Consider the following 25010-nt stretch of genomic DNA (forward strand, 5'->3'; position numbering starts at 1 on the left):
AGACCTCACTGTGACCCGCGGCGAATCACCGATGGACGCCTCGGCGCAAGCCAGCAGGAAGGCAGCTATGTCCGCTGATGCCCTCGACCTGATCGCCATCGGCCGACTCGGGGTCGATCTCTACCCGTTGCGCTCCGGTGTGGGCCTGGAGGACGTCGACACCTTCGGAAGGTTCCTGGGCGGCAGCGCTGCCAATGTCACCGTCGCCGCGGCCCGTCACGGACGCAGCGCCGCGCTCGTCTCCGCGGTCGGCGACGACCCGTTCGGCCGCTACTTGCAACGCGAGCTCGGACGCTTCGGCGTCGATGCGCTCGAGGTGTCAGTGCACCCGTCGCTGAAGACTCCATTGACCTTCTGCGAGATCTTCCCGCCCGATGATTTTCCGCTCTACTTCTACCGCGAGCCCCTCGCGCCCGATCTGACGCTTGAGCCCGATCAGCTTCCGCTGCAACGGATCACGGACGCCCGTATCTACTGGTCGACGGTGACCGGCCTCAGCCGGGAGCCCTCCCGCGCGGCTCACCAGGCGGCATGGGAGAACCGCGGACGCCGACCCCTGACCGTGCTCGACCTCGACTGGCGGCCGATGTTCTGGCCCTCGCCGGGTGAAGCGCGCGAGGTGGTCTCTGCTGCTCTCGACCAGGTGACCGTCGCGGTGGGCAATCTGGAGGAGTGCGAGATCGCCGTCGGCGAACGTGACCCGCAGCGTGCCGGACGAGCACTCCTTCACCGCGGTCTCGAACTCGCCGTGGTGAAGATGGGCCCGCAGGGAGTGCTGGCCATGACCGAGGACGAGTCGGTGCAGGTGCCGCCGCTGCCGGTCGAGGTGGTGAACGGTCTGGGCGCGGGTGATGCCTTCGGTGGAGCGCTGGTGCACGGCCTGCTGGCCGGCTGGGATCTGCACCGCCTGCTGACCTTCGCCAATGCCGCCGGCGCGATAGTGGCCGGACGCCTGGAGTGCTCATCTGCCATGCCCACGACCGACGAGGTGGACGCCGCGATCGCCGCCGGCCGCGTGACAGGAGAAGACCGATGAAACTGTCGGACAACGACATTCACGAACTGACGCTTCGTCGCATGCGGGAGCCGGGCGCGGTCGATCGAGCGTGGGCGCAGCGGCGCACTCGTCCGATTGGGGACGACCGCCTGCTTGTCGTCGCCGCCGATCATCCCGCCCGGGGGGCGCTCGGCGTCCGCTCCGATGCGCACGCGATGGCCTCCCGTCCCGATCTGCTGCGCAGACTCGCAACCGCGCTGGCCAATCCGCGGGTCGACGGCGTGCTCGCCACGGCTGACCTGCTGGAAGACCTGCTGCTGCTCGGCCTGCTGGAGGACAAGCTCGTCATCGGATCGATGAACCGCGGCGGATTGCAGGGCGCACGCTTCGAATTCGACGACCGGTTCACCGGCTACACCGCCGCCCGGATCGCGGCCTCAGGCTTGGACGGCGGCAAGACACTCACTCGAATCTGTCTGCAGGACAGCGGAACCGTCGCCACTTTGGAAGCCACCGCACACGCCATCGACGAGCTCGCAGCGCACGGCAAGATGGCGATGATCGAACCCTTCTGGTCGGAGTTCGGCACCGATGGACGGGCGCGCAACATCCTCACGCCGGAGGCGACGATCCGCTCCATGCAGGTGGCCGCCGGGCTCGGCGCCACGAGTGCCTACACCTGGTTGAAGGTGCCGATCGTGCCTGAGATGCACCGCGTGCTGGAGGGCACCACCTTGCCCACGCTGCTGCTCGGCGGCGATCCGACGACCACCCCCGAAGAGACCTATGCCTCGTGGGAGGACGCGCTCACCGCTCCGGCAGCCGCCGGGCTTGTCATCGGGCGCGCCCTGCTCTTCCCACCGGACGGCGACGTCGCTGCGGCAGTCGAGGTGGCGGCGACACTCGTCCACGGCGGTCGAAGGGAGCATCAATCATGAGCTGGCACAAGCCATTCGGTGATGCAGCAGCCGACGGGTACGCGGTGTCGATCACGCCCCACAGTGACGAGTGGAAGCACACCGGCCTGCTCGTCGCCGTGCTGGAAGAAGGCGAATCCCACCAGGTCGAGACCGGCGACGACGAGTACGTCATCGTCCCGCTGGCCGGCACCAACCTGACGGTCGAGAGCGATGGCGACAAGACAACGCTGGTCGGTCGATCGGACGTCTTCACCGGGCCCACCGACGTCGCGTATGTGCCCCGGCACTCGGAGTTCACGCTCACCGCGTCCGAGCCTTCGCGGGTTGCGTTGGCCTTCGCGCCCGCTGCGAGCGACGTGCCCTTCCAGGTGATCGACCGCGCCGACGTCCCGGTGGAGTTGAGAGGAGCCGGCAACTGCTCCCGCGAAGTACGCAACTTCGGGCTTCCCGATGTGCTGGCTGCCGATTCGATCATCTGCTGCGAGGTGGTGACGCCGTCGGGCAACTGGTCGTCCTATCCCCCGCACAAGCACGACGAGCACCGCCCCGGCGAGGAGACCGAACTCGAGGAGCTCTACTACTTCGAGGTGCAAGCCGTGGACGGCGCCCCGAGCGAGGCCGAGCCACACGGCTTCCAGGTGGTGCAGGGCACGACCGAGCGACCCATCGAGGTCAACGCACGGGTGCACACCGGCGATGTCGTGCTGGTGCCACACGGCTGGCACGGACCCTCGATCGCCGCCCCGGGATACGACCTGTACTACCTCAATGTGATGGCTGGTCCCGGCCCCGAACGCGCCTGGCGCATCTGCGACGATCCGAGACACGGCTGGGTGCGCCAGACCTGGCAGGACCAACCGATCGACCCTCGCCTTCCTTTCTCCGAGATGCCGCACAACCCCACGAAGGACGCACGATGAGCACCCCAACCCGCATCACCCACTTGGTCGGCCACCGCGAGTTCGACGGTTCGCCCGAGCGCACCAGCCACGTCTACAACCCGGCCACCGGCCAGGTCACCGGCACGCTCGACCTCGCCTCCGCGCAGGTCGTGGACGATGTCGTGCAGCACGCCGCCGCAGCCGCCAAGGAGTGGGGCGCGATGTCGCTGGCCAAGCGCACGCCGGTGCTGTTCAAGTTCCGCCAACTGCTGGACGAGAACAAGCAGCGGATCGCCGAGATCATCACCGCCGAGCACGGCAAGGTGACCTCGGACGCGCTGGGTGAGGTGGCCCGCGGCCTCGAAGTGGCCGAGTTCGCCTGCGGCATCCCGCAACTGCTCAAGGGCAGCTACTCCGAGAATGTCTCCAGCGGTGTCGACGCTTATTCGATCCAGCAGCCGCTCGGCGTGGTCGCGGTCATCTCACCGTTCAACTTCCCGGCGATGGTGCCGCTGTGGTTCGTGCCGATCGCGGTGGCCTGCGGCAATGCCGTCGTGATCAAGCCGTCCGAGAAAGACCCGTCCGCGGTGGTCGAAGTGGCCAAGCTGTGGAAGGAAGCGGGCCTGCCCGACGGTGTCGTCAACGTCGTCCACGGTGACAAGGAAGCCGTGGACGCGCTGCTCGACCACCCGACGGTCAAGGCGGTGTCGTTCGTCGGGTCGACCCCGATCGCGAAGTATGTCTACGAGAGAGCAGTGGCCGCCGGCAAGCGCGTGCAGGCCCTCGGCGGCGCCAAGAACCACATGCTGGTGCTGCCGGACGCCGACCTCGACCTCGCCGCGGACGCCGCGATCAACGCCGGTTTCGGCTCAGCCGGCGAGCGATGCATGGCGATCTCGGTGGTGGTCGCCGTCGACACGATCGCCGACGAACTCATCGCCAAGATCAAGGAGCGCATGGCCGGACTGAAGACCGGCGATGGTTCGACCGCATGCGACATGGGTCCGGTCGTCACTGCGGAGGCGCGCGACCGCATCACCGGCTACATCGCCGCCGGGCAGGACGCCGGCGCCGATCTCGTCGTGGACGGCCGCGATGGTGAGTTCCACGGCGGTGAGGACGGCTTTTTCGTCGGTCCGACTCTTTTCGACAAGGTCGACCCCAGCATGTCGATCTACACCGACGAGATCTTCGGCCCGGTGCTGTCGGTCGTCCGCGTCTCCTCCTACGATGAGGGCCTGGAGCTCATCAACTCCTCCGAGTACGGAAACGGCACCGCGATCTTCACCAACGACGGTGGAGCCGCGCGCCGTTTCCAGAACGAGGTGGAGGTGGGCATGGTCGGCATCAACGTGCCGATCCCGGTGCCGGTCGCCTACTACTCCTTCGGCGGCTGGAAGGCATCGCTCTTCGGCGACAGCCACGCCTACGGCGTCGAAGGCGTCCACTTCTACACCCGGACGAAGGCCGTCACCTCGCGCTGGCTCGACCCCTCGCACGGCGGCCTGAACCTCGGCTTCCCGCAGAACACCTGAGGCACTCGCAGCTCAGCAGCCGTCGGCGCTGACCTCATGCGCCTCACGGTACGACTGCATGTCGGCCTCCGATTCGGCGTGCCACATGGCGTGCGCGATGGCGCGGTGACGCAATCGCCGGCCACGGAGAGCAGCAGGTGGAAGCCCATCGGGTCGGGAGCATCCCGCTCGCAGGTCGCGGTGGCGAAGACGGTGTCGCCGTCGAACATCGTGTGCACCGGGTTGACCGCCCGGGCCATGCCGTCGTGGCCGATGCCGGCGAGCTTCTGGCACTGCGCCTTGGTGAGCGTGGCGTCCGTGGCGATGACCGCGAGAGTCGTCGCCTGACCAGCACCGAGCGCAGCAACGGCTGAGATTTCAGCGGGCTGCGTTGTGACACTGGGCAATTCGCCCGGCATGCAGTGCTGCGCCGCATACAGCTGCCCGGTCGCGGGCACGACGGTGCTGCCGACGGCGTTGACCACGACCAACGCTGCAACCGTCGTGCCGTCCGCGAGCACGGCACTGGCCGAACCGACGCCGCCCTTGAGACCACCAGCTCGAGCGCCCGTGCCGGCGCCGACACTGCCCTGCTCGACGGCATCTGCGGTGGCCGCCGCGAGCGCCTGAGCCCCGAAGGAGGCGTCCGGACGCTTGGTCGGCTCGCCACCTCGGCCCAGATCGAAGACGACCGCAGCTGGGACGATCGGCACCGGCACCTGTCGTCCGGCGGCGTCGACCGGGAAGCCGATGCCTTCGTCCGCGAGCGCTTGCATCACTCCGTCAGCAGCCGCGAGCCCGAAGGCGCTGCCGCCGCTGAGCACGATCGCGTGGACCCGTTCGATGAGGTTGCGCGGGTCGAGCAGGTCGGTCTCGCGTGTGCCCGGACCACCACCGCGCACGTCGACGCCGGCCACTGCCCCGTCGTCCGGGAGCCGCACCACGGTCGTCCCGGTCAGCCAGCCGTCACCGCGCCGGGTGTGATGACCGACGCGCAGGCCGGGGACGTCGGTGAGGCAGTTGGTGGGTCCTGGTTGCCACGACATGGGCCCATCATCGCCGGTCACCGTCAGCGGGATCGGTCTACCCATCACCAGAAGTTCGGCGACTCCTCGCGATTCCTGAGCCAACAGCACGGGCTGCGGCTGTAAGGACTGGCTACCGCCCGCTGTGCACCGTGCGGTGAACAAGCGACTCAACCCCTGATCGAGCTCAGTCTGCGCCGAGCGCAAAGCGCATGTGCTCGATCTCGGCGTCGAGGTGGGCGGTGACGCGGTCAAGATCGGGCACCAGCCCTGCGTCCGCGGCGATCGAGACCACCACCTGCCCGGCGTAGCTGTAGATGCACACCGTCATCGGCTGATTGCCGTTGCACGGCGCCCAGCCCAGCATCGAATCGACGCGGGCCCCGGCCAGCGCCACCGGACGCTTGGGTCCGGGCACATTGGTGAGCACCCCTACGGTGAGGTTGGCGAAGTAGTCAGTGAGCATGACGCTCAGCGCGTGCGGTGACTGGGCGATGACCCGCTGGATGCCGAAGGTCACCAGCGTCTCCTGGGAGTTCTTGATCCGCTCGGTGCGACGGTGCACCTCCTTCATGCGCCGCTTGGGGTCTCGCACGTTCAACGGCATGCGGAAGCTGACCAGGGCCAGGTGATTGCCCAACCGGTCGGGCAGGCCGTCACCGAAAGGTTGCAGGCTGACCGGGATGTGCCAGCTCACATCGTTGAGTGTGGTGCCGTGCTCGGCGAGGTAGCGCATCAACGCTCCGGCGACCGCAGCGACCAGTGCGTCGTTGACGGTCGCGCCGCAGCTGCGGGCCATCTGGACGATGTCGGCGAGCGGAATCGGCGCCGACCACGCGACCGACTTCTCCAGCCCGGGCGTGCCGGTCCAGGTGCTCTTCGGATTCTTGGCACTGATGCTGCCCAGGATCTCGGTGACGGTGTTGGCCGCTTGCTCACCGCCCGGCGCGAGACCAGCCACATAGGTCGGCAGGTCGATGGCTTTGCTCGGATCGGCCACCAAAGCCACCACCTCGCGCGCAGCAGTCGCGGCGAGGTCGGCGACACTCGACGCCGCCCGGCCGGGTGCCTCGAGCGGATCCTGCAGGTCACGCACCAAAGCGCCACCGGCTGACCGGCCGACCTCCACGATTCCCGCTGCGGCACTGGCCAACCGGGACGCCCCGGACTCGGTGAGCGACGACATCGTCTCCAGCGCGAGTGCCGGCGTCGGACGTCCCGCCCTGGGCAGCGCGCGTCCGACCTTGGCGCTGATCGTGCCGGGTGCGGCATCGATCGGGTCGCACAGACCCAGCGCCAGTTCGGTCATCCGAATGCCGTCGGCGATGCTGTGGTGCACTCGCAGCAACACCGCCGCGCCGATCCGGCCGTCGGCGCGGTGCACCGCTTCGATGAGTTGGACGCTCCACAGCGGGTGGTTGCGGTCGAAGGCCTTGCTGCGTTCGGCGGCGACGAACCGGCGCACCAACTCCTCATCGACCGGTGCGCCGAGCTTCGCCTTGCGCACGTGGCGAGCCAGCCTGAAGTCGGCATCGGCCACCCAGTGCATCCGACCGTCGATCTTCTGCGGGTGGCAGCGGAACACCGGGTAGCGATCCACCATGCGATCGCGGATGATCGCCCGCAGTGCCGGCCACTTGGGTGCTTGCTCCAGCCACACCAACGAATCGATGATCATCAGGTTGGTGGGGCGATCCATGGTCAGCCACAGCTCGTCCTGCACCGCGATCGGAATCGGCTCGAAGTCGTGCGGAAGTGCCTGCGCCATGCTTCGGCAAGTTACCAGCGGGTCAGAGTTCAGGGGCGGTGTTGCCGAACACCGCCGCTGACACGGGGGCTAGGTCGCCTGCTCCACCACCGCGCTGCGAGGCGGACCGCCGAGCAACGGCATGAGCCGGTCGACGGTCCAGCCAATTCCGGCGGCGAGGATCAACGTGCCGACACCGACCGCGGCGCCGCACCACCAACCGATCGCGATGCAGATGATTTGGAAGACGGTGTAACTCCACTTGAACGGCAGCGGCGGATCAAAGGCCAGTGCCGCACCTTCGGCCGGGCCGGCCCCGAGGTCGGTGGCCAGATACGTTGCGACGCCGACGCAGAGGAAGAGGTACCCGGCTGCGAAGAGCAGCACTCGCCCGCCCATCGCGTCCGGCTCCGGAAGCCATTTGAGCAGCGCGCTCACGGTCAGGCCGACCAGAACGAGTTGGCAGACCGTTCCCGGACCAGGGCGCAAACCCCTCAGCCACGCCAGCACGACAAGCACCAGCGCGGACGACCAGCTCACCACCGCGAAGTCAACCTTGCTGACGAGCGTCAGGCCGCTCATGAGCGTGGAGTAGCCGTCTGCGCCGAGGCGAGCGGCCAGCACCATCGCCACCCCGACGCCGAGCATGATGCAGCCCAACGGCAGTTGGACGGCGCGGCGCAACGGTGACACTGCAGGCCTCTCAGGGGACGATGGCGGCTGAATGCGCACCATACCCACGTGCCGATCTCACGTTTGCGGGGCGCCGACCGTCTAGGAGGTGATGGAGATGAAACAGCCCTTCGAGCAGGTGGTCCGCGAGCACGGGCAAGTCGTGCTGCGTGTCTGCCGAGCCGTGCTCGGGGTGCACACCAGCGCGGAGGACGCGTGGTCGGAGACCTTCCTGGCTGCCCTGCGGGCCTGGCCCGAGCTACCGGCTGATGCGAACGTCCGCGCCTGGCTCGTGACGATCGCGCACCGCAAGGCGATCGATGTCATCCGCTCCACCCAGCGCGCCACTCCGATGGCCGAACTTCCTGACCGCGGCGTGGTGCACGACGACGAGGACGCCCGCGAGCTGTGGACTCGGGTGGCCGCGCTGCCCGACCGGCAGCGTCAGGCGATCGCCTATCACCATCTCGCCGGACTGCCCTACGCCGACGTCGCGCAACTCGTGGGCCGCAACACCGAGGCCGTTCGTCGAGCGGCTGCGGACGGCATGAAGACCTTGCGCGCGGTGTATGCCGCCGACCGAGAGGACCAGTGATGAACCCCTTCGATGCCCTACCCCCGGACACCGAACTGCTCGACCGCCTTGCGGCGCGAGTGGCCACCGGGGCCGGCACCGAACTCGACATCGCCTACCGGACGATCGACTCCCCGGTCGGGACGCTGCTGCTCGCCGCGACTCCGGAGGGGCTATTGCGAGTGGCCTACGCCGGCGAAGACTTCGACGCCGTGCTCACCACGCTCGCGCATCGGGTGAGCCCGCGGATCATGAGCGAGCCGCACCGCTTGGACGACGCCGCCTACGCACTGGACGCCTACTTCGCCGGTGCCACCAGCGGCTTCGACCTACCGCTCGACCGCTCGCTGTCGCGGGGCTTCCGCAAGGTGGTGCAGGAACATCTGTCGACGATCGAGTACGGCAGCACGCAGTCGTACTCGCAGGTGGCGCAGCAGGTCGGCAATCCCCGGGCAGTGCGCGCCGTCGGCACGGCCTGCTCGACCAACCCGCTGCCGATCGTTGTGCCCTGCCACCGCGTCCTGCGGGCGGACGGCTCGATGGGCGCCTACCTCGGCGGGGTCAAGGCCAAACAGGAACTGCTCGACCTGGAGGCGTCCCACCGCTGAGCGGCCCTCCCCGACCAGACGTCACGAACGTGCGTGTGGACTGGCTTAGCCGGAGTTACGCAACGCCGTCGCGAGGCCGTTCATGGTTAGCAGGATGCCGCGTCGCACCTGCTCGTCCTCGTCGCCTGCGCGGTACCGCTCCAGCAGTTCGACCTGCAGGTGGTTGAGCGGCTCGAGGTAGGGGAACCGGTTGAAGACCGAACGCTTCAGCGCGGTGTTGTCCCACAGCAGGTCGTCGTGGCCGGTGATCTGGGCGTAGGTGCGCAGCGTGCGTCCGTGCTCGTCGACGATGCGGTCGAAGACGCGTGCGCGTAGTTCTTCGTCGCTGACCAGGCGTGAATAGCGTTCTGCGATACCGAGATCCGACTTCGCCATCACCTGCGCGAGGTTGGAGACGACGGTGCGGAAGAAGGGCCAGTTCTCGTAGTAGTGCTGCAACCGGGCCAGCTTCGCCTCGTCGCTGTCGACCCATCGCTCGATTGCCGCGCCGGTGCCGTACCAACCCGGCAGCATCACGCGCGACAGCGACCAGCTCATCACCCACGGGATGGCACGCAGGTCGGAGATGTTCTCGGTGGGTTTGCGGGACGCCGGACGCGACCCGATGTTGAGCGCGCCGATCTCGGCGACAGGCGTCGCCGTCTTGAAGTACTCGACGAATCCGTCTGTCTTGTGCACCAGTTCGCTGTACGCATCGCGGGCGAGCTGAGCCAGCTCGTCCAGGTCGCGATAGGCCTGAGCGGTGTCGTCCAGCCCTTCGACGTCCAGCAGCGACGACTCCAGGGTGGCGGCCACGAGGGCTTCGAGGTTGCGATACGCCAGCGCCGGCTCGGCGTACTTGGCGGCGATGATCTCGCCCTGTTCGGTGAGGCGCAGCGAGCCCCGCACGGCGCCCGGCGGCTGGGCCAGGATCGCGTCGTAGCTGGGGCCGCCACCACGCCCCACGGTGCCGCCTCGGCCGTGGAAAAGACGCAACCGGATGCCGTACTCCTGCGCCACCTCGACCAGGTCGAGCTCGGCCCGGTAGAGCGCCCAGTTGGCGGCGAGGTAACCGCCGTCCTTGTTGGAGTCGCTGTAACCGAGCATCACCTCCTGCATGCCGTCCTTGGAGTCGACGAGCGCACGGTAGGCGGGCAACGCGAGCGCCGCGCGCAAGGTGGCCGCCGAGACCTGGAGGTCTTCGATGGTCTCGAAGAGCGGCACGATGTTGACCGAGCAGGTGGCACCGTCGGCGCCGGGCACGTAGAGGCCGGCTTCCTTGAGCATCACCGCGCATTCGAGGATGTCGGAGACACTCGTGCACATCGAGATGACGTAGTTCGGAATCGCTTCTGCGCCAAAGGTTTTCACCGAGTCAGCCGCAGCGGCCACGATCGCGAGTTCGCTGGTGGTCTGGTCGGAGAACTGCGCTCCACGACCCACCAACGGACGCGGCGAGGCCAGCTCCTGCACCAGCAGTTCGACCTTGGCGTCCTCATCGAGTGAGGCGTAGTCGGGGTGGACGCCCGCCCAGGCGAAGAGTTCGGTGACGGTCTCTTCGTGCACATCGGAGTTCTGTCGCAGGTCGAGCCCGTAGAGGTGGAAGCCGAAGGTACGCACGGCTTCGCGCACGGTGGCGAGACGGTCGTCCGCGAGCAGGTCGTCGTGCCCCCCGCGCAGCGAGGCGTCGACGACGTCCAGGTCGGCGAGTAGTTCCTCGGCCTCCAGGTAGGCGGTGGCTCCCTCGACCTCGATCGCGCCGTCGGCCGCCTTGCCGAAGAACTGCTGGTAGGTGCGTTCGAGGCGGCCGCGGATCCAGCGCAGCGCCTGCCGGTAGGGCTCGTCGTCCCGCTCGTCCTCGGTGTTGAGCGCGGCGAGGGTGCGCAGGTCGTCGCTGATCGAGGCGAGCCTGGTCGACAGCGACAGGCTCACTTCCAATTCGTCGAGGTCGCGCAGGTAGCGGCCGATCGCAGTCTGTGCAGCGCGCGTGGACGCCGTATTGACCACTGCCGCAGTGACATTGGGGTTGCCGTCACGGTCTCCACCGATCCACGAGCCGGCCCGGAGCATGGGCTCCTCCAGCAGGTCAGCGCCCGGGTAGAGCTCGTTCAGCTCGCGGCGCACCTGGGCGTTGATCAGCGGCATCACCTCGAAGAGCGAGGCGTCGAAGAAGCGCAGACCCACCTCGATCTCGTCCTCGATCTGCACCCGCTTGAGCCGGATGAGCGCTGTCTGCCAGAGGGTGATGATTTGGATCTTCACCTGCCGCAGGGCGTCCTGCTCCTCGGTGGCGTTGAGAGTCATGCGCTCCCGAGTGCGCATCGTCTGCTTGATCTTGTTCTGCGCCTCGAACACGGTGCGGCGTCGCGTCTCGGTCGGGTGCGCCGTGACCACAGGGACAACGGTTGCGTCGCGCAGCGCGTCCTCGACCTCTGCGGTGTTCAGCCCGGCGGCCCCCAGCTTCGGCCAAGTAGCGGCGAGCGAACCGTCGATGGGCGCCTCGCCGGCGTTGACGTGCCCGGCCCGACGGCGCTCACGGTGGAGGTCTTCGGCGAGGTTGGCCAGCAGCGCAAACAGGCTGAAGGCACGGATGACGTGCAAGCTGTCCTGGGTGGAGGCGTCGCTGAAGAGCGCCGCAAAACCGGCGCGGTCGACCTCCTGGCGGCGCACTGCGAACGCGCGGCGGCGGGCTTCCTCGACCAGGTCGAAGACGCGCTCGCCCTCTTGCTCACGCACGACATCGCCGAGAATTCCACCGAGCAGGCGGATGTCGTTGCGGAGCGGTTCGGTGGCCTCGCGGCCCTCGTCGGTCGTTTCGAACACCATCTGCGGCTGGTCGATCATGGCCCCAAGTATGGCGATGACCGGCCAGTAAGCCAGACGTGCGGATCAGTCTGCGGACGCGAGATGCGTCACGTCGGTGGTGTGTCAGCCCAACGTGAGCGGATCGGTGCGCGGGCTCCACCGCTGCGCATAGGTGCGCAGCACGCGCAGCTTGTGGACGTCGGTCTTGTGCGCCTCGGCGAGCGACACCTTCAGCCGGCAGAGCGCTGACTCCACGGCGTCATCAGCGTCCTGCTGTGGGCAGCGTCCGAGTTCATCGACGGACGAGCGCGCTGCGACCGAGAGACCCGCCAGGATCGCGTACGCCTCGGCAATCGTGCTCACCGCGGAGGTCGCCGTCTGCTGCTCGATCGGAGTGAGCGCGTCCAGGCGCCGGTGCACCTGGCGCACCAGCGCGGCGTCCTCGGGGCGACCAGCTGCTTGCAGCAGCTCGTCGGCGACCTCCCACGGACGGGTGCTCGCGCGCGACATCAGGCTGGGCCGCGGAAGGCTCCAGGCGACGCCGCTGCGTCCGGAGTCGTTACGGAAGGGCGGTCGGGCCGGGTCGAGGAGGTAGTCGGCGATCGCCACCAAACGCGCTGGATCATGGTCTTCGATCGCCTGCCACCACTCGTTGGCCATGCGCCGACAGCGAGGGTCTTGCCACGCGTTCTGCAGTAACCAACCGCTGCCCCGCACTCGCTCGTGCTGGCCTGCGGGCACCACCAGCAACTTGCCGCCGACGGCTCGATGACGCTTGGCGATGCGGGGTTCGACCACGATGTGTGTCGGGCCCAACGGACGCCCACCGGAGACTGCGCTGACGCACGTGTGGGACGGCTTGTCGGCTTCGATGACGAGTCGGTCGATCACGGCCATGGGTCCCCCTTGGGCACAGTGCGCCCGCGCGCACGCAGGTGGGACGACTACGTCGCGGTCGTGGTTCCGCGTGCCCTGGTCAGCCCAGGCTGAGCGGGTCGTCCGGACGCTCCGCCCACTGGCCGGCGTAGCGGCGCAGCGCCCGCAGGCCGTCGGCGTCCCCGCGTTGTGCCTCGTTCAAGGCGACCGAAAGCCGTGACAGCGCCGCGTCGACCGCGGAGTGGGCGTCCTCCTGTGGGGTCGAGCCGTCGGGTCCCGGATGCACCTGCGCCGGCGAGGTGAGACGTCCGAGCAGGGTGAACGCCTCGATGATCGCCCGGATCGCCTGCCGAACGGCTTCCTGCTCCCGCACGGACAGACTGTCGAACCGAGCCACGACCTGATCGACCAGCGCGGCGTCGTCCTCGCGGTCATTGCGCACCAGGAGCATCACTGCGTGCTCACGTGGAGTGCGGGCAAGCGGACGGTTCACCGGTGCGGGGCGCGAGGATGGCCGCGAACTGGAACGCGAATTTCCGGCGAGGTAGCCGGAGATCTGCATCACCCGGCTGCCGTTCAGCCGCTGGAGCGCGAACACCAGATCTCGCACCACTTGCTCACCGTCGGCGGTCCTCAACCGACCGGCGAGCGAGTACGACTGCTGCCGCAAGGTTGCGTGCACGGGCATCGACACCATCAGCAGGCTGGCCGCTTTCGGCTGGAAGAACTGGGCCAAGCGGCGCTTGCCCGGCATCGCCGCGGTGAACCCGTAGTGCTCGGTGGCTGCCATACCGGCGAAACGCACCGCCAGCACCGTCGTGTACGCGTCCGGTGTCAGGACGTCAACCGCGGTGACGACAGGGAGCGGGTTCTGCGACATGCGAGCGACTTCCGGGCAGGCGTACTGGCGAGTTCAAGTATGCGACACCGGCGCTCATCACATTCCCGAACCGCACGAGCCCTCTCAGCGGTAGCGCCGCGCCGCCGCCATCGTCTGCGCGGCGTAGCCACTGCCGAAGAGCAGGGCGTGCACGGCGAGCGGAAACAGCTGGTGGAGCGCCACTCGGTCGCGCCACCCGTCGGCAAGCGGATGCGCCTCGTCGTACGCGGCCACGATGCGGTCGAGGTGTGGTGTTCCGAAGAGGGCGAGCATCGCCAGGTCGTACTCCCGGTGTCCGCCGTGAGCCGCCGGATCGATGAGCACCGCTCCCTGCTCGGTCCACATCAGATTTCCCGACCACAGATCTCCGTGCACGCGAGCCGGCACATCATCGGTGTCGAACTCTCCCGCTGCCACCCGCTCGGCCAGTTGTTCCAGGAGTGCTCCGTCGCCGGCACTCAACGCTCCGGCGTCGACGCATCGCTGAGCGATCGGACGTAGCCGCTGGTCGGCGTAGAACTCACCCCAGCTGTCAGTGGGGTCGAGATCCAACTGGATCGGCTGCTCCAGCGGGCCGAAGTAGCCGTCTCCATGCCAGCCCTGCGGAGGACAGCCGAAGGCGTCTGCTCCCGCGTCATGCGTGATCGCGAGTGCACGTCCGAAGGCCTCAGCGGTGCGGGACGTCGGCGCAGTCCCGGCGAGCCGCTTGAGGTCGAGGTGATCGTCGCTGACGTCGACGACCTCCACGACCGGCGCGCCATCAGCTGCTGCGAGCCACCGCAATCCGGCTGCTTCCCAACGGAAATAGCCTTCGGGAGCGCGGCGACTTTGCTTGCGGAACATCCCCTCACCTTCGCACGCTGCAACCTTTCGGCGACACCTGCGACGCCTCGCTCGAGACATGCCAGCACCCCAGGCCCGACACCCATCCCGTTGTGTTCGCGTCCCTCAAGCCCCTGGACGAATGGCGCGTCCAGTGGTCGCTGCACATGACGCACCAGCGCGGCGTCGTCGGTGCGCAGCCGACCAGACAGTGAGTGTGACTGCTGCCGCAAGGTTGCGTGCACGGGCACCGACACCATCAGCAGGCTGGCCGCCTTAGGCTGGAAGAACTGGGTCAGTCGGCGTTTGCCTGGCATCGCGGCGGTGAACCCGTAGTGCTCGGTGGCTGTCATGCCGGCGAAACGCACCGCCAGCACCGTCGTGTACGCGTCCGGTGTCAGGACGTCGACCGCGGTGACGACGGTGAGCGGGTTCTGCGACATGCGAGCGACTTCCGGGCAGGAGTGAGGGCGAGTCCAAGCATGCGATACCGCAACTCGTGCGCCCGCGGCTCACGGGTGGAGGACCTCTTGGTCGACGAGTAAGGGTCTAGGCCCGCGGCTTGAAGATCTGCAAGGGTTGGATTCTTCGCCAGCTGGCGCTCCTATGCGAGGAGAAGCGATGAAGTTGATGGTTCGGTTCTTGGCAGCCGCATCGATGTCGTGCGGTCTTGTCTTTGGCGTCGCCGGCTCAGCGCCCGCGTCTACGACCTCATATCGCTGGTATCCGTGGGGTTACTACCAGACATTGAGTCAGTGCAATGCTACGGGAGCGGCGATCTGCGATCCGCCCGATGTCGTTGACTACAGGTGTACTTTGGAGCGTTACGGACCCCATCCGGGCTGGTATCACTTGTACATCGCATCGCAAACGCCATGATCGAACTGCGCGTCACAGGTGTGCTGGACGGCGACTTGATCCGAGCCTCCCCGCGGTCCGGGCCTGTTCACACCGATTCTGACCTGAGTTTTCGGGTCGCTGGAGCAGGTTTGGACGCACCAAGAGTCGACCACCATGACTTCGTCGACCAGTTATGTGTTCTCGAAGGGGCTTGGGATGGGAGGGTGCTTCAGGTACATGCCTCCAATCCTTCGATCCCGCCAGATCTCAGCGGCGGTTCTATGGAGGACTGCCAGGCCGCCATATCGTCTGCGCCCAGTCGCGCCTCCGAACAGTTTCCCGGCAGGCCATGTCTCGTCACGCTAGGCATGGGCTGGATAGCTGAGGATCGCCACCGAGTCGTCGCGATGTCGCTCGACTACGCGGATGAAATTGAACAATGGCGCCGTGAACACGCCGATCTGATTGACCTCGTCTACTTCGCCGTAGACCAATCAGCGGTGGAACGGCTATCGGCCGATCGCGGGGTGGTCGAGTTCTGAGATCAGCAGTCATCAGCGACTACAGACCCTGACAATCAGCCAGCCACAACCTGGGCCAGCAGATGACCGCGGGCGTCGGAGCGCGAACTCACGACGAGAGATCGTAGATCCACGTGTCGCCTGCGAGCTCAGCGTAATTGGCCGGGCAACTCCTTGGCGGCCTCGACCATCGCTGGGCCATACCAGGTGATGAGCCGGCCGCTGATCAATCGGGTCGGGACGGCGGTGAAAGCCTCCGGACCGTCGTCCGGCGTGAAGACGTACGGCTCGTCGGGCAGCAGCACCAGATCGGCCAGGTCGGTGCTGTCGAGAGCGCTCAGTTCGGCGTGCGGGTAGCGGCCTTCCGCGCCGTCGGGCACCACCACCTCGTAGCCGAGCCGCGCCAACAGGTCTGCGGTGTATGTCGGATGCCCAACGACCATCCACGGGTCGCGCCAGATCGGCACCACCACCCCGCGAGTGCCTTCTGATTCGGCAAGCTCGCTCTCGCGCCCTGCCGACTCTTGCCAGAGGTGGTCGGCTTCGTCCAGCCACTCCGGGGCGTCCCACCCGAGGACGCCGGTGAACAACCGCCGCATCGAGCCGAGCGCTTGGGGCACAGTCTCGATGTCGGTGACCCACACCGTAATTCCCCTGTCGCGCAGTCGCTTGACGTCGAGTTCGCGGTTCTCTTCCTTGTTCGCCACGACAAGCTCGGGATCGAGCGCGGTGATCGCAGCAAGGTCGGGGTTCTTGGTGCCACGCACCCGTGGGACGTCGAGAGCAGCCGGGTGGGTGCACCAGTCGGTCGCCCCGACCAATGCGTCCGGCGTGGTTGCCGCGATGGCTTCGGTGAGTGAGGGCACCAGGCTGACCACTCGTCGCACCGGTGCGTCTGGCAACTCGACCTGGAATCCGAGGTCGTCGGTCAACGTCCGCATGGTCTCGACCGTAATGCGCCAAAGGGTCCGCCACATCGCCGGTGGACCCGACACGTCGACTGAACAGAAACCGGACCGCATGGCAAGTCAGAACAATTCCCACTCGTGCCGCTGGCGGATCCCGCCAAGACTGAACCTGTCATCTCACCCGATCAACCGAAGGTTTGAAATGGACTGCACCAAGTGCCACCGCCCGTTGAAGGACTGCCCGAGCTGCAACGGCGGCCGCGCGAGCGGCATCGCTGGAAAGCTGAGCTGCTCCAAATGCGACTCCACCGGCCTGGTCTGCAACGAGCACGGCGGCCACCACGGTCGTCGTTGACGTCCGCCGAACGTGGGAGGTCGCGCTCTCAACCGTGCGGCCTCCCACTCCCATCAGATCCTTCAACTTTCGGACGAGGAGCTTCACGTGAAGTGCGACGGACTGGAACTGCACACCCGACTGGACCTCACGGCTGCGGCCCGATCGATCAATGCCTCGTTCGCTCGGATGAAGGCCGACTCGGTCGAGCCGGTCGAGCAGAGCAGCAATCCGCTCGACACCATCGGTGAGGTGCTACCCGACGTCGCGGTCGTCGGTAACCGGGCGGGCAGGCTGAACATGTGGGCCATCCAGGTGTACATCTACGCGATGGACGATGGCTGCCTGATCGAGCTGGTCGCCCTCGGTGATGGTGGATTCACCCGGGCATGGGCGGGTACGCGCAACTCGTTCTCCTTGAGCAAGAGCCGGAACCAGGTACAGCTCATGCTGGCCGATCTCAAGAAGGCAGACCCCTCACTACGGCTTCTTTCCGCAGATGCACCCGTGCCTGCGCCTATCGCGGCGCCGCCACCCAGTGCACCTGCTGTCAACGCCATCGCCCGCGCCGCGCCACCCGTCACGGTGAGGCCACCGACTGATCCGTACGCACACACGCCACCGGTCGCCGCAAAGGCGCAGTCGGCACTGGCAGTGTCACCCGCATCGATACCGCCGGTCGCAGCGGTTCCCATAGGACCGGTCGGTGTTGTTCGTCACCTCGACAGCGGCCCGACCACCCTGGTGCGTGGAGCGAACATCCAACTCGCGCCGTCCGCCCTGCCCCAGCTGCGTGTCAAAACGACCTGGCAGACCCCTTCCGGTTCCGGTCTCGACGTGTCGGCGCTTGCCTTGGACGGAGCGCAGCGGGCCGCGTCGGAATCGCATTTCGTCTTCTACGGCAACCCTCGGTCGCCGGACGGAGCGCTTGCCGTGCGCTCAAGCTCTCCGGGTACGGCGACAGTTGAAATCGTCATTGGTCAGTTGCCGACGTGGGTGGAAAAGGTCGTCGTCATCGCATCGGTCGACCCGGCTGGAACACAGATCACATTCGCATCGGTGCAGCACCTTGTCACGACGGTGCACGCCGTGCACGACCAGGCCACCCTGGCGGGGTGCGACTCCAGCAGCGGAGCCACGCAGGAAACGGCGATGCTCTTGTGTGAGTTCTACCGCCGCAATGATGCGTGGCGGTTTCGGGCGGTCGGCCAAGGATTCTTCGACGGGCTCGCCGGGGTCATCCGAACCTTCGGGCTCCAGACGGCCTGACAAGCCTCCCTGCGGAGGGACGTCGACACCGTCGGTTCGTCCCTCCGCAGGCTCGGGCCGCTGATCGAGGGATCGACGGACGTGGCTGCGAGCGCGGCGATCCGTTGATCTCCTGCGAGCATGCCTCAGACGTTGCGGCGGTACTGCCCGCCCACCTCGAAGAAAGCCTCGGTGATCTGCTGCAACGAGCACACCCGAGCGGCGCGCATCAACACGTCGAACACGTTGTCGCCGTTCACCGCCGCTGCCCGCAACTCGTCCAGCGCCTGCTTCGCCTCACTCTTGTGGCGCTGCTGGAAATCGCGGACGCGCGTCAGCTGCGACTGCTTCTCGCTCTCGGTGCCGCGGGCGAGTTCAATCTGCTTCGGCGTGCCGTCGTCTGCCTTGGGATTGCGGAAGGTGTTGACGCCGATGATCGGCAGCGAACCGTCGTGCTTGCGGTGTTCGTAGAGCATCGACTCGTCCTGGATACGACCGCGCTGGTAGCCGGTCTCCATCGCGCCGAGGACGCCGCCACGCTCGGTGATGCGGTCGAACTCCTTGAGCACCGCCGCCTCCACCAGGTCGGTGAGTTCGTCGATGATGAATGAACCCTGCAGCGGGTTCTCGTTCATCGCCAGGCCCCACTCGCGGTTGATGATCAGCTGGATCGCCAGCGCGCGACGCACCGATTCCTCGGTGGGGGTGGTGACAGCCTCGTCGTAGGCGTTGGTGTGCAACGAGTTGGCGTTGTCGTAGATCGCGATGAGCGCCTGCAGCGTGGTGCGGATGTCGTTGAAGTCCATCTCCTGCGCGTGCAAGGAGCGGCCGGACGTCTGCACGTGGTACTTCAGCTTCTGGCTGCGATCATTGGCGCCGTACTTCTCCTTCATCGCGATAGCCCAGATGCGGCGGGCCACGCGGCCGAGCACCGAATATTCAGGGTCCATGCCGTTGCTGAAGAAGAAGCTGAGGTTGGGCGCGAAGTGGTCGATGTCCATGCCGCGGGCCAGGTAGCTCTCGACATAGGTGAAGCCGTTGGCGAGGGTGAAGGCGAGCTGGCTGATGGGGTTGGCCCCCGCCTCGGCGATGTGATAGCCGGAGATGCTCACCGAGTAGAAGTTGCGCACCTGGTGGTCGATGAACCACTGCTGGATGTCGCCCATCATCTTCAGGCTGAACTCGGTGGAGAAGATGCAGGTGTTCTGGCCCTGATCTTCCTTGAGGATGTCGGCCTGCACGGTGCCGCGGACGTTGGCGACGGCGTACGCAGCGAGTTCCTTGCGCTCCTCCTCGCTGGGCTCGTGCCCTTCACGCTCGATAAAGGCGTCGACCTGCTGGTCGATGGCGGTGTTGAGGAAGAACGCGAGGATCGTCGGCGCCGGACCATTAATCGTCATTGAGACACTAGTGGTCGGCGAGACCAGATCGAACCCGTCGTAGAGCACCTTCATGTCTTCGAGCGTCGCGATGGAGACGCCGGATGTGCCGACCTTGCCGTAGACGTCCGGGCGCTCGTCCGGGTCGCGACCGTAGAGGGTCACCGAGTCGAACGCCGTCGACAAGCGGGTCGCCGGTTGACCCTCCGACAGCAGCTTGAAGCGGCGGTTGGTGCGGAAGGGGTCGCCCTCACCGGCGAACATGCGTGCTGGGTCTTCGCCTTCACGCTTGAACGGGAAAACGCCTGCGGTGTAGGGGAAGTAGCCGGGGAGGTTCTCCCGCCGCAGGAACTTCACCAGTTCGCCGTGATCGTCGAAACGGGGCAACGCAACGCGCGGAATCTTGTTGCCCGACAACGACTCCCGAGTGAGCTTGTTGACGATCTCGCGGTCGCGGATCTTCACCACCTGCTCATCGCCGGAGTACGACTCCACGATGCTCGGCCACTTCACGAGTGCCTTCGAGACCTCGTCGGGGACGTCCTGCTGCGCCTTTTCCAGCAGTTCGGCCACGCTCGCCGGCACGTCGTCGGCCAGTTCACCGGCAACCAACTCGAAGCGCTGGGCGCGAGCCGCAGCAGCGGCGAACTTGTCGGTGTCGGCGTGATAGCCACGGACCGCATCGGAGATCTCCGACAGGTAGCGGACGCGGGAGGCCGGGACGATCGTGGCGATGCGGGTCGACTGCTTGGTGTCGACGCGCGGCAGCACGCCTTCCTCGACGTGCATCCCCTTGTCGGACAACAGGGTTCGCAGCTCCTGGTAGAGCGCAGTGACGCCGTCGTCGTTGAAGGTGGCCGCGGAGGTGCCGTAGACCGGCATATCCTCAGGCTTCTTGCCGAAGGCTTCCCGGTTGCGCACCATCTGGCGTCCGACATCGCGGAGGGCGTCCTCGGCTCCGCGACGCTCGAACTTGTTGATCGCCACGACATCAGCGAGGTCGAGCATGTCGATTTTCTCCAGCTGACTGGAGGCGCCGAACTCCGGCGTCATGACGTACATCGACACGTCGGAGTAGTCGATGATCGCCGAATCCCCCTGGCCCACGCCGGGGGTTTCGAGAATGATCAGGTCGAAGCCGGACGCCTTGGTCAGCGCCAGGATCTGGTCGAGGTGCTCGGGCACCTGGTTGTTGCCGCGGGTGGCAAGCGAGCGGAAGAAGATGCGGTCGCCGTCCAGCGAGCTCATCCGGATGCGGTCGCCCAGCAGAGCTCCACCGCCACGCGAACGGGTCGGGTCGATCGCGAGCACGGCGATACGCAGCTTGTCCTGTTGGTCGAGGCGCATGCGGCGCACGAGTTCGTCGGTGAGTGACGACTTACCCGAGCCACCGGTGCCGGTGATGCCGAGCACCGGCACACTGCGCTTGACCGCGGCGGTGTTGATCGTGTCGATGAACTCAGCAGGCAGGACGCCCTGCTCGGCGCCGGTGATGGCGCGCGCGATCGCGGCCCGATCACCGGAGAGCACGGCATCCGCATCGGCGTGATCGAGCTGCCACAGGTCGTAGTCGCAGTCGGCGACCACGGAGTTGATCATGCCGACGAGCCCCATGCGCTGACCGTCCTCCGGAGAGAAGATCGTGACGCCGGCCTTGCGCAACCGGTCGATCTCGTCGTGCACGATGACGCCGCCACCACCCCCGACCACCTTCACGTGCTCAGCGCCGGCCTGCTTGAGAAGGTCGATGAGGTATTCGAAGTACTCGACGTGCCCGCCCTGGTAGGAGCTGACCGCGATGCCCTGCGCGTCTTCCTCGAGCGCGGCGTCGATCACTTCCTGCACCGAACGGTTGTGGCCGAGGTGGATCACCTCGGCGCCCTGGGTCTGCATGATGCGCCGCATGATGTTGATCGAGGCGTCGTGGCCGTCGAAAAGGCTTGCGGCAGTGACGATCCGGACGTGGTGCTCCGGTTTGTGCAGCTCGGGCTTCGTGGGCGCGTTGTCAGACATAGGGTCCTCCGGGGGTGCGTGGACGTGACTCAGCTCTCTCAAAATAGTAGGACTTCCTATTAATGGACGTCAACGCGAGTTCGTCGTACCCTCGTGCCATGACCGAGGCACCCTCCCGACTTGCTGCTGATCCGATCGGCGTCGCCCGCGATCAGTGGGTCGAGCGGGGCTGGGAGTCGGCGGCACCCGGCATGGCTGCGGTCACCTCGCTGATGCGGGCCCAGCAGATCGTGTCGGCGCGGGTCGATGCGGTGCTCAAGCCGCTCGGCATCACCTTCGCTCGCTACGAGGTGTTGATGCTGCTGACCTTCAGCCGCCGCGGATCGCTGCCAATGAAGCTGATCGCCGCGCGCTTGCAGGTGCACCCGACGTCCGTCACCAACGCCGTCGACCGGCTCGAGCAAGCTGGCCTGGTGCATCGCTCCACCCACCCGGACGACCGACGCGCGTTCATCATCACGCTCACGGACGCAGGGCGAGCGCTTGCGTCCCGCGCGACGTCCGACCTCAACGAGCAGGTCTTCGGCCGCCCAGAACTCGACCGCGACGACCTTGAATCGCTGGTCGAGATCATCGGTCGCATGCGCTCGGCGGCCGGCGATTTCTGACCTCAATCTTGAGCTGACTCCTCCCACGCGTCTGCTTCCGCGGGCCTGGCCCCAGCCGCAAACGCGGCGGTTCCAGCGACAAACGCGGCCCTTGCTCCCATCCGCGGCAGCTGCAACGGCCGCGGATGCAAAAAGACGCCGCGTTTGCGCTCAGCAAACAGGTCAGAGCCCACCGAGCCAATAGCCCAGAAACGCGGCAGTTACTGACGCGACGAGCACGCCGATGGCGTGCGCGAGGCCAAGCCATTGCATCTTCGGGGCAGTCAACAAGCGGGCCGACTCGACCGACGCCGCGCTGAACGTGGTGAATCCGCCCATCAGCCCGACACCCGCAACGCGCGTCCACTGCGGGTCGTGTCCGAAGTGCCCCACAAGCAGCCCGAGCACGAACGACCCGAGGACGTTGACGGCGAGACTGCCAATGGGGACGCGAGCGCGGACGCGCGACGTCAGCCAGGAGTCGAGCAGGAATCGAAGTCCGGCGCCGAGTCCGCCGGCCAGTGCGATCCACCAGGTCATCGGCGCGCACCTCGGCCGAGGACGAGCCCGAGCGTCGCAAGCACGACCCCGCCAATGACCGACGTCAGCGCGTAACCGACCCCAAGGAGCGAGGCGGAATCACGCTGCCGCTCAACGACTTCCACCGCGAAGGTGCTGTAGGTGGTGAACCCGCCCAACACACCAGTGCCCACGCCGAGGCGTACACGTCGACGCCATCCTGAGTCTTCTCCGAAGCGCGCCAGCAGACCCAGCATGAAGCCGAGCAGCAATGCCCCGACGAGGTTGATCGCGAAAGTCGCCCACGGCCAACCGCCTGCGTCGGCCGGGAAGTAATCGCTAAGACTCGCACGAAACGCAGTGCCGAGGCATCCACCGAGGACCACCAGGACGAACGGCAGCCATCGTTCGCCTCGTCCGCCGACTTCCTCCACCAAGGCAGGTTATCGAGCGGGCGACGATTCCTGAGACCTGCCAGTCCTCACCTTCAGAGTCGAAGAAGACGTTCGATCGCACGCCATGCGGGCACGCACGGCATTCACTTTTCCATGCACCAGCGGTGCGGGGAGCGCAGCTCTTATCGGCGTCGGCGCCTCACTCGTGCTCGACGAGTTCGCGATGATCTTCCACCTGCAGGACGTCTACTGGACGCAGGAGGGCCAGCTGTCGGTCAACATCGTCACGCTGGCCACGGCATTCGTCGGGCTGGGCGTCGCCGACATCTCACCGTTCGGGGTCAACAGCCTCGAGGACACTGCCGTGCTGGTGCGCGGCAGCGTGGCCGGCGCCTTGGTGCTGCACCTCGTGCTCGTGGCCGTCACCGCATTCAAGGGCAAATACCTCACCGCACTCTTCCGGCCTCCCCATCGCGCCAGTGGCCTGGATCGCCGCCTTCCGCCTGGCCCGTCCGCACTCGCTGTGGGCCCGAAAGCTTTACTCCGCCAAGTGGATCGAGCACGCGACCAAGCGAGCTGCCGAGTTCGACGAGCGCTGGGGTCCGGTGCGCAGCACGTGGGACGACTTCATCGGCGGCCGACCGTCCCAGCCCGAACCGTCCAGCAGCTCGCACTGACCTCGCTGCCTACTGGGGAGGTGCTCGCAGGGGTGGAAAGATGCCGACATGGCCCCGCAGAAGCCCTCGTCGCAGCATCGCCGTCTGACCGTCGACCTGCGCTCCACCTGGCGGGCGGCGTGGGTGATCGTCTGTGTTGGCGTGCTCGTCTGGCTTACGTGGTTCTTCACCAGTCAGGCCAGTTCGACGATCACCTTGATCGTGATGGCTTTTTTCATGGCGCTGGCGATCGAACCGATCGTGGGGCGACTGTCCAAACGCATGCCTCGCGGGGCAGCGACCGGACTGACGCTGCTGGCCATCGCCGCCTTCCTCACCGGCTTCTTCTGGGTGTTCGGCAGCATGCTCGCCGATCAGATCGGGCAGTTGATCAAGGCCGTTCCGGGCGCCGCCGATTCGGTGCTGAAGTGGGTCAACCGCCAATTCGGCACCGAATACGAAATGGCGACCATCCTGGACGACCTCGGAATCGACAACAGCACGATCGCTGACTACGCAACCTCGGTGGCCGGCAATCTGCTGACGATCCTCGGCGGTGTGGCCAGCGGCGCGTTCAGTGTCTTCACTTTCGCGTTCTTCCTCTTCTACCTGTCGGCCGGCCTTCCGCGCCTGCGCACCTGGGTCGCCGGACTGGTGCCGCCGAAGGGCCAAGTGATCTTCCTGACCATCTGGCAGACGACGCTCATCAAGGTCGGCGGTTACGTCGGAGCGCGCATCGTCCTCGCGGTCATCAACGCCACGGCGATGGGGGGCTTCATGTTCCTCATCGACCTGCCGTACTGGCTTCCGTTGGCGCTGTGGACCGGGCTGGTTGCGCAGTTCGTGCCGACTGTCGGCACCTACATCTCGATCGCCCTACCCGTCGTTGTCGGCCTAGGCAGCCCTGACCCGACCGACGGGCTGTGGGTGCTGCTCTACGCGATCGCTTATCAGCAGATCGAGAACATCTTCATCGAGCCGCGCATCAGCGCCCGCGCGGTCGATGTGCACCCGGCGGTTTCTTTCGCCTCGGCCATCATCGGCGCGCAACTCTTCGGTCTGGCCGGCGCAACCCTCGGCGTGCCGGTTGCTGCCACCGCGATCGCCCTCTTCGACCTCTACAAACGCCGGTGGACGGTGTCACCAGACACCGAGCAGGAGGTCTCTGCGCTGCTGCGACGCGAAGAAGCACTGGCGACGCAGCGTCACGACGAGAAGGCCGAGCCCCCAGCCGACTCCGGCGCCAAGCAGGAATCGACTGGGGCGTCCGACCGTCCGGAGCAAGTCCGCTCGTCCGACTGATCCGTCGC

At 66.7% G+C, this 25010-nt stretch carries 22 protein-coding genes; 11 read left to right on the plus strand and 11 right to left on the minus strand.

Annotated elements, in window-relative coordinates:
* Positions 1-67: 67 nt before the first annotated feature.
* The 4 genes from iolC to J5M86_RS13775 are packed head-to-tail and all read left to right on the plus strand — an operon-like array spanning position 68 to position 4333.
* Positions 68-1036: a 5-dehydro-2-deoxygluconokinase gene (gene iolC / locus J5M86_RS13760; RefSeq protein WP_188058913.1), complete on the plus strand. Its 969-nt coding sequence runs from the start codon at positions 68-70 to the stop codon at positions 1034-1036.
* Entirely contained in the window at positions 1033-1935 is a 903-nt protein-coding gene (locus tag J5M86_RS13765; RefSeq protein WP_188058912.1) for a deoxyribose-phosphate aldolase, read from the plus strand. The genes iolC and J5M86_RS13765 overlap by 4 nt, the downstream gene beginning before the upstream one ends.
* The gene (gene iolB, locus J5M86_RS13770; protein WP_188058911.1) at positions 1932-2837 is read left to right on the plus strand and encodes a 5-deoxy-glucuronate isomerase; all 906 of its coding nucleotides are present in this window, start codon (positions 1932-1934) and stop codon (positions 2835-2837) included. The genes J5M86_RS13765 and iolB overlap by 4 nt, the downstream gene beginning before the upstream one ends.
* Positions 2834-4333: a CoA-acylating methylmalonate-semialdehyde dehydrogenase gene (locus J5M86_RS13775; RefSeq protein ID WP_188058910.1), complete on the plus strand. Its 1500-nt coding sequence runs from the start codon at positions 2834-2836 to the stop codon at positions 4331-4333. Before iolB ends, J5M86_RS13775 begins: the two co-directional genes overlap by 4 nt.
* Here J5M86_RS13775 and J5M86_RS13780 read toward each other — a convergent pair.
* The 3 genes from J5M86_RS13780 to J5M86_RS13790 all read right to left on the minus strand — a co-directional run bounded on the left by J5M86_RS13780 (position 4249) and on the right by J5M86_RS13790 (position 7777).
* Positions 4249-5358 (minus strand): P1 family peptidase, encoded by a 1110-nt coding sequence (locus J5M86_RS13780; RefSeq protein WP_188058909.1) that lies wholly within the window; start codon positions 5356-5358, stop codon positions 4249-4251. The two genes, J5M86_RS13775 and J5M86_RS13780, sit on opposite strands and share 85 nt — an antisense overlap.
* Positions 5359-5524: 166 nt before the next feature.
* Entirely contained in the window at positions 5525-7105 is a 1581-nt protein-coding gene (locus tag J5M86_RS13785; RefSeq protein ID WP_188058908.1) for a WS/DGAT domain-containing protein, read from the minus strand.
* Between the two features lie 69 nt (positions 7106-7174).
* A complete protein-coding gene (locus J5M86_RS13790) occupies positions 7175-7777 on the minus strand; it encodes a YitT family protein (RefSeq protein ID WP_188058907.1) in 603 nt (200 codons plus the stop codon).
* Positions 7778-7874: 97 nt separating this feature from the next.
* Between J5M86_RS13790 and J5M86_RS13795 the strand changes: the two genes are divergently transcribed.
* Both J5M86_RS13795 and J5M86_RS13800 read left to right on the plus strand, forming a co-directional pair.
* On the plus strand, positions 7875-8351 hold the full coding sequence (locus J5M86_RS13795) for an RNA polymerase sigma factor (RefSeq protein WP_188058906.1): 477 nt from the start codon (positions 7875-7877) through the stop codon (positions 8349-8351).
* Positions 8351-8938 carry a methylated-DNA--[protein]-cysteine S-methyltransferase gene (locus J5M86_RS13800; protein ID WP_188058905.1) on the plus strand — a complete coding sequence of 196 codons (588 nt, stop codon included), beginning with the start codon at positions 8351-8353 and terminating at the stop codon, positions 8936-8938. Before J5M86_RS13795 ends, J5M86_RS13800 begins: the two co-directional genes overlap by 1 nt.
* Before the next feature lie 45 nt (positions 8939-8983).
* Here J5M86_RS13800 and ppc read toward each other — a convergent pair whose 3' ends face one another.
* The 4 genes from ppc to J5M86_RS13820 all read right to left on the minus strand — a co-directional run bounded on the left by ppc (position 8984) and on the right by J5M86_RS13820 (position 14321).
* Positions 8984-11761 carry a phosphoenolpyruvate carboxylase gene (gene ppc / locus J5M86_RS13805; protein ID WP_208965040.1) on the minus strand — a complete coding sequence of 926 codons (2778 nt, stop codon included), beginning with the start codon at positions 11759-11761 and terminating at the stop codon, positions 8984-8986.
* 84 nt (positions 11762-11845) lie between these two features.
* Positions 11846-12619 (minus strand): hypothetical protein, encoded by a 774-nt coding sequence (locus J5M86_RS13810; RefSeq protein ID WP_188058904.1) that lies wholly within the window; start codon positions 12617-12619, stop codon positions 11846-11848.
* 79 nt (positions 12620-12698) lie between these two features.
* On the minus strand, positions 12699-13478 hold the full coding sequence (locus J5M86_RS13815; RefSeq protein WP_188058903.1) for a hypothetical protein: 780 nt from the start codon (positions 13476-13478) through the stop codon (positions 12699-12701).
* Between the two features lie 84 nt (positions 13479-13562).
* Positions 13563-14321, minus strand: coding sequence for a fructosamine kinase family protein (locus J5M86_RS13820; protein ID WP_188058902.1), 759 nt, complete (start codon positions 14319-14321; stop codon positions 13563-13565).
* 854 nt (positions 14322-15175) lie between these two features.
* On the opposite strand from J5M86_RS13820, the gene J5M86_RS13825 reads away from it, so the two are divergent.
* Entirely contained in the window at positions 15176-15682 is a 507-nt protein-coding gene (locus tag J5M86_RS13825) for a hypothetical protein (RefSeq protein WP_188058901.1), read from the plus strand.
* 128 nt (positions 15683-15810) lie between these two features.
* Here J5M86_RS13825 and J5M86_RS13830 read toward each other — a convergent pair whose 3' ends face one another.
* The gene (locus tag J5M86_RS13830) at positions 15811-16602 is read right to left on the minus strand and encodes a helical backbone metal receptor (protein WP_188058900.1); all 792 of its coding nucleotides are present in this window, start codon (positions 16600-16602) and stop codon (positions 15811-15813) included.
* Between the two features lie 409 nt (positions 16603-17011).
* On the opposite strand from J5M86_RS13830, the gene J5M86_RS13835 reads away from it, so the two are divergent.
* Entirely contained in the window at positions 17012-18172 is a 1161-nt protein-coding gene (locus J5M86_RS13835) for a TerD family protein (protein WP_188058899.1), read from the plus strand.
* 125 nt (positions 18173-18297) lie between these two features.
* On the opposite strand, the gene icmF is transcribed toward J5M86_RS13835, so the two are convergent.
* Positions 18298-21543 carry a fused isobutyryl-CoA mutase/GTPase IcmF gene (gene icmF, locus J5M86_RS13840; protein WP_188058898.1) on the minus strand — a complete coding sequence of 1082 codons (3246 nt, stop codon included), beginning with the start codon at positions 21541-21543 and terminating at the stop codon, positions 18298-18300.
* 98 nt (positions 21544-21641) lie between these two features.
* Between icmF and J5M86_RS13845 the strand changes: the two genes are divergently transcribed.
* Positions 21642-22151, plus strand: a complete 510-nt coding sequence (locus tag J5M86_RS13845) for a MarR family winged helix-turn-helix transcriptional regulator (RefSeq protein ID WP_208965041.1) — start codon at positions 21642-21644, stop codon at positions 22149-22151.
* Positions 22152-22313: 162 nt separating this feature from the next.
* Here the strand turns inward: J5M86_RS13845 and J5M86_RS13850 are convergent, their stop codons facing one another.
* On the minus strand, positions 22314-22670 hold the full coding sequence (locus tag J5M86_RS13850; RefSeq protein ID WP_188058896.1) for a CrcB family protein: 357 nt from the start codon (positions 22668-22670) through the stop codon (positions 22314-22316).
* On the minus strand, positions 22667-23083 hold the full coding sequence (locus J5M86_RS13855) for a CrcB family protein (protein ID WP_208965042.1): 417 nt from the start codon (positions 23081-23083) through the stop codon (positions 22667-22669). The genes J5M86_RS13850 and J5M86_RS13855 overlap by 4 nt, the downstream gene beginning before the upstream one ends.
* Positions 23084-23523: 440 nt before the next feature.
* On the opposite strand from J5M86_RS13855, the gene J5M86_RS13860 reads away from it, so the two are divergent.
* Both J5M86_RS13860 and J5M86_RS13865 read left to right on the plus strand, forming a co-directional pair.
* Positions 23524-23721 (plus strand): hypothetical protein, encoded by a 198-nt coding sequence (locus J5M86_RS13860; protein ID WP_188058894.1) that lies wholly within the window; start codon positions 23524-23526, stop codon positions 23719-23721.
* 48 nt (positions 23722-23769) lie between these two features.
* Positions 23770-25002: an AI-2E family transporter gene (locus J5M86_RS13865; protein ID WP_188058893.1), complete on the plus strand. Its 1233-nt coding sequence runs from the start codon at positions 23770-23772 to the stop codon at positions 25000-25002.
* The last annotated feature ends 8 nt before the right edge of the window (positions 25003-25010 follow it).

It is taken from the genome of Yimella sp. cx-51 (assembly GCF_017654605.1).
Classification (GTDB): Bacteria; Actinomycetota; Actinomycetes; order Actinomycetales; family Dermatophilaceae; genus Yimella.

What these genes read in the sequence shown, in the direction of transcription:
- J5M86_RS13795 (WP_188058906.1), top strand. Translation starts at nt 7,875, where the DNA reads ATGAAACAGCCCTTCGAGCAGGTGGTCCGCGAGCACGGGCAAGTCGTG.
- J5M86_RS13815 (WP_188058903.1), bottom strand. Translation starts at nt 13,478, where the DNA reads ATGTCGCAGAACCCGCTCCCTGTCGTCACCGCGGTTGACGTCCTGACA.
- J5M86_RS13865 (WP_188058893.1), top strand. Translation starts at nt 23,770, where the DNA reads ATGGCCCCGCAGAAGCCCTCGTCGCAGCATCGCCGTCTGACCGTCGAC.
- iolB (WP_188058911.1), top strand. Translation starts at nt 1,932, where the DNA reads ATGAGCTGGCACAAGCCATTCGGTGATGCAGCAGCCGACGGGTACGCG.
- J5M86_RS13810 (WP_188058904.1), bottom strand. Translation starts at nt 12,619, where the DNA reads ATGGCCGTGATCGACCGACTCGTCATCGAAGCCGACAAGCCGTCCCAC.
- J5M86_RS13845 (WP_208965041.1), top strand. Translation starts at nt 21,642, where the DNA reads ATGACCGAGGCACCCTCCCGACTTGCTGCTGATCCGATCGGCGTCGCC.
- J5M86_RS13765 (WP_188058912.1), top strand. Translation starts at nt 1,033, where the DNA reads ATGAAACTGTCGGACAACGACATTCACGAACTGACGCTTCGTCGCATG.
- J5M86_RS13780 (WP_188058909.1), bottom strand. Translation starts at nt 5,358, where the DNA reads ATGTCGTGGCAACCAGGACCCACCAACTGCCTCACCGACGTCCCCGGC.
- iolC (WP_188058913.1), top strand. Translation starts at nt 68, where the DNA reads ATGTCCGCTGATGCCCTCGACCTGATCGCCATCGGCCGACTCGGGGTC.
- J5M86_RS13800 (WP_188058905.1), top strand. Translation starts at nt 8,351, where the DNA reads ATGAACCCCTTCGATGCCCTACCCCCGGACACCGAACTGCTCGACCGC.
- J5M86_RS13830 (WP_188058900.1), bottom strand. Translation starts at nt 16,602, where the DNA reads ATGCGGACGTTGACCGACGACCTCGGATTCCAGGTCGAGTTGCCAGAC.
- J5M86_RS13820 (WP_188058902.1), bottom strand. Translation starts at nt 14,321, where the DNA reads ATGTTCCGCAAGCAAAGTCGCCGCGCTCCCGAAGGCTATTTCCGTTGG.
- J5M86_RS13825 (WP_188058901.1), top strand. Translation starts at nt 15,176, where the DNA reads ATGATCGAACTGCGCGTCACAGGTGTGCTGGACGGCGACTTGATCCGA.
- J5M86_RS13775 (WP_188058910.1), top strand. Translation starts at nt 2,834, where the DNA reads ATGAGCACCCCAACCCGCATCACCCACTTGGTCGGCCACCGCGAGTTC.
- J5M86_RS13850 (WP_188058896.1), bottom strand. Translation starts at nt 22,670, where the DNA reads ATGACCTGGTGGATCGCACTGGCCGGCGGACTCGGCGCCGGACTTCGA.
- icmF (WP_188058898.1), bottom strand. Translation starts at nt 21,543, where the DNA reads ATGTCTGACAACGCGCCCACGAAGCCCGAGCTGCACAAACCGGAGCAC.
- J5M86_RS13785 (WP_188058908.1), bottom strand. Translation starts at nt 7,105, where the DNA reads ATGGCGCAGGCACTTCCGCACGACTTCGAGCCGATTCCGATCGCGGTG.
- ppc (WP_208965040.1), bottom strand. Translation starts at nt 11,761, where the DNA reads ATGATCGACCAGCCGCAGATGGTGTTCGAAACGACCGACGAGGGCCGC.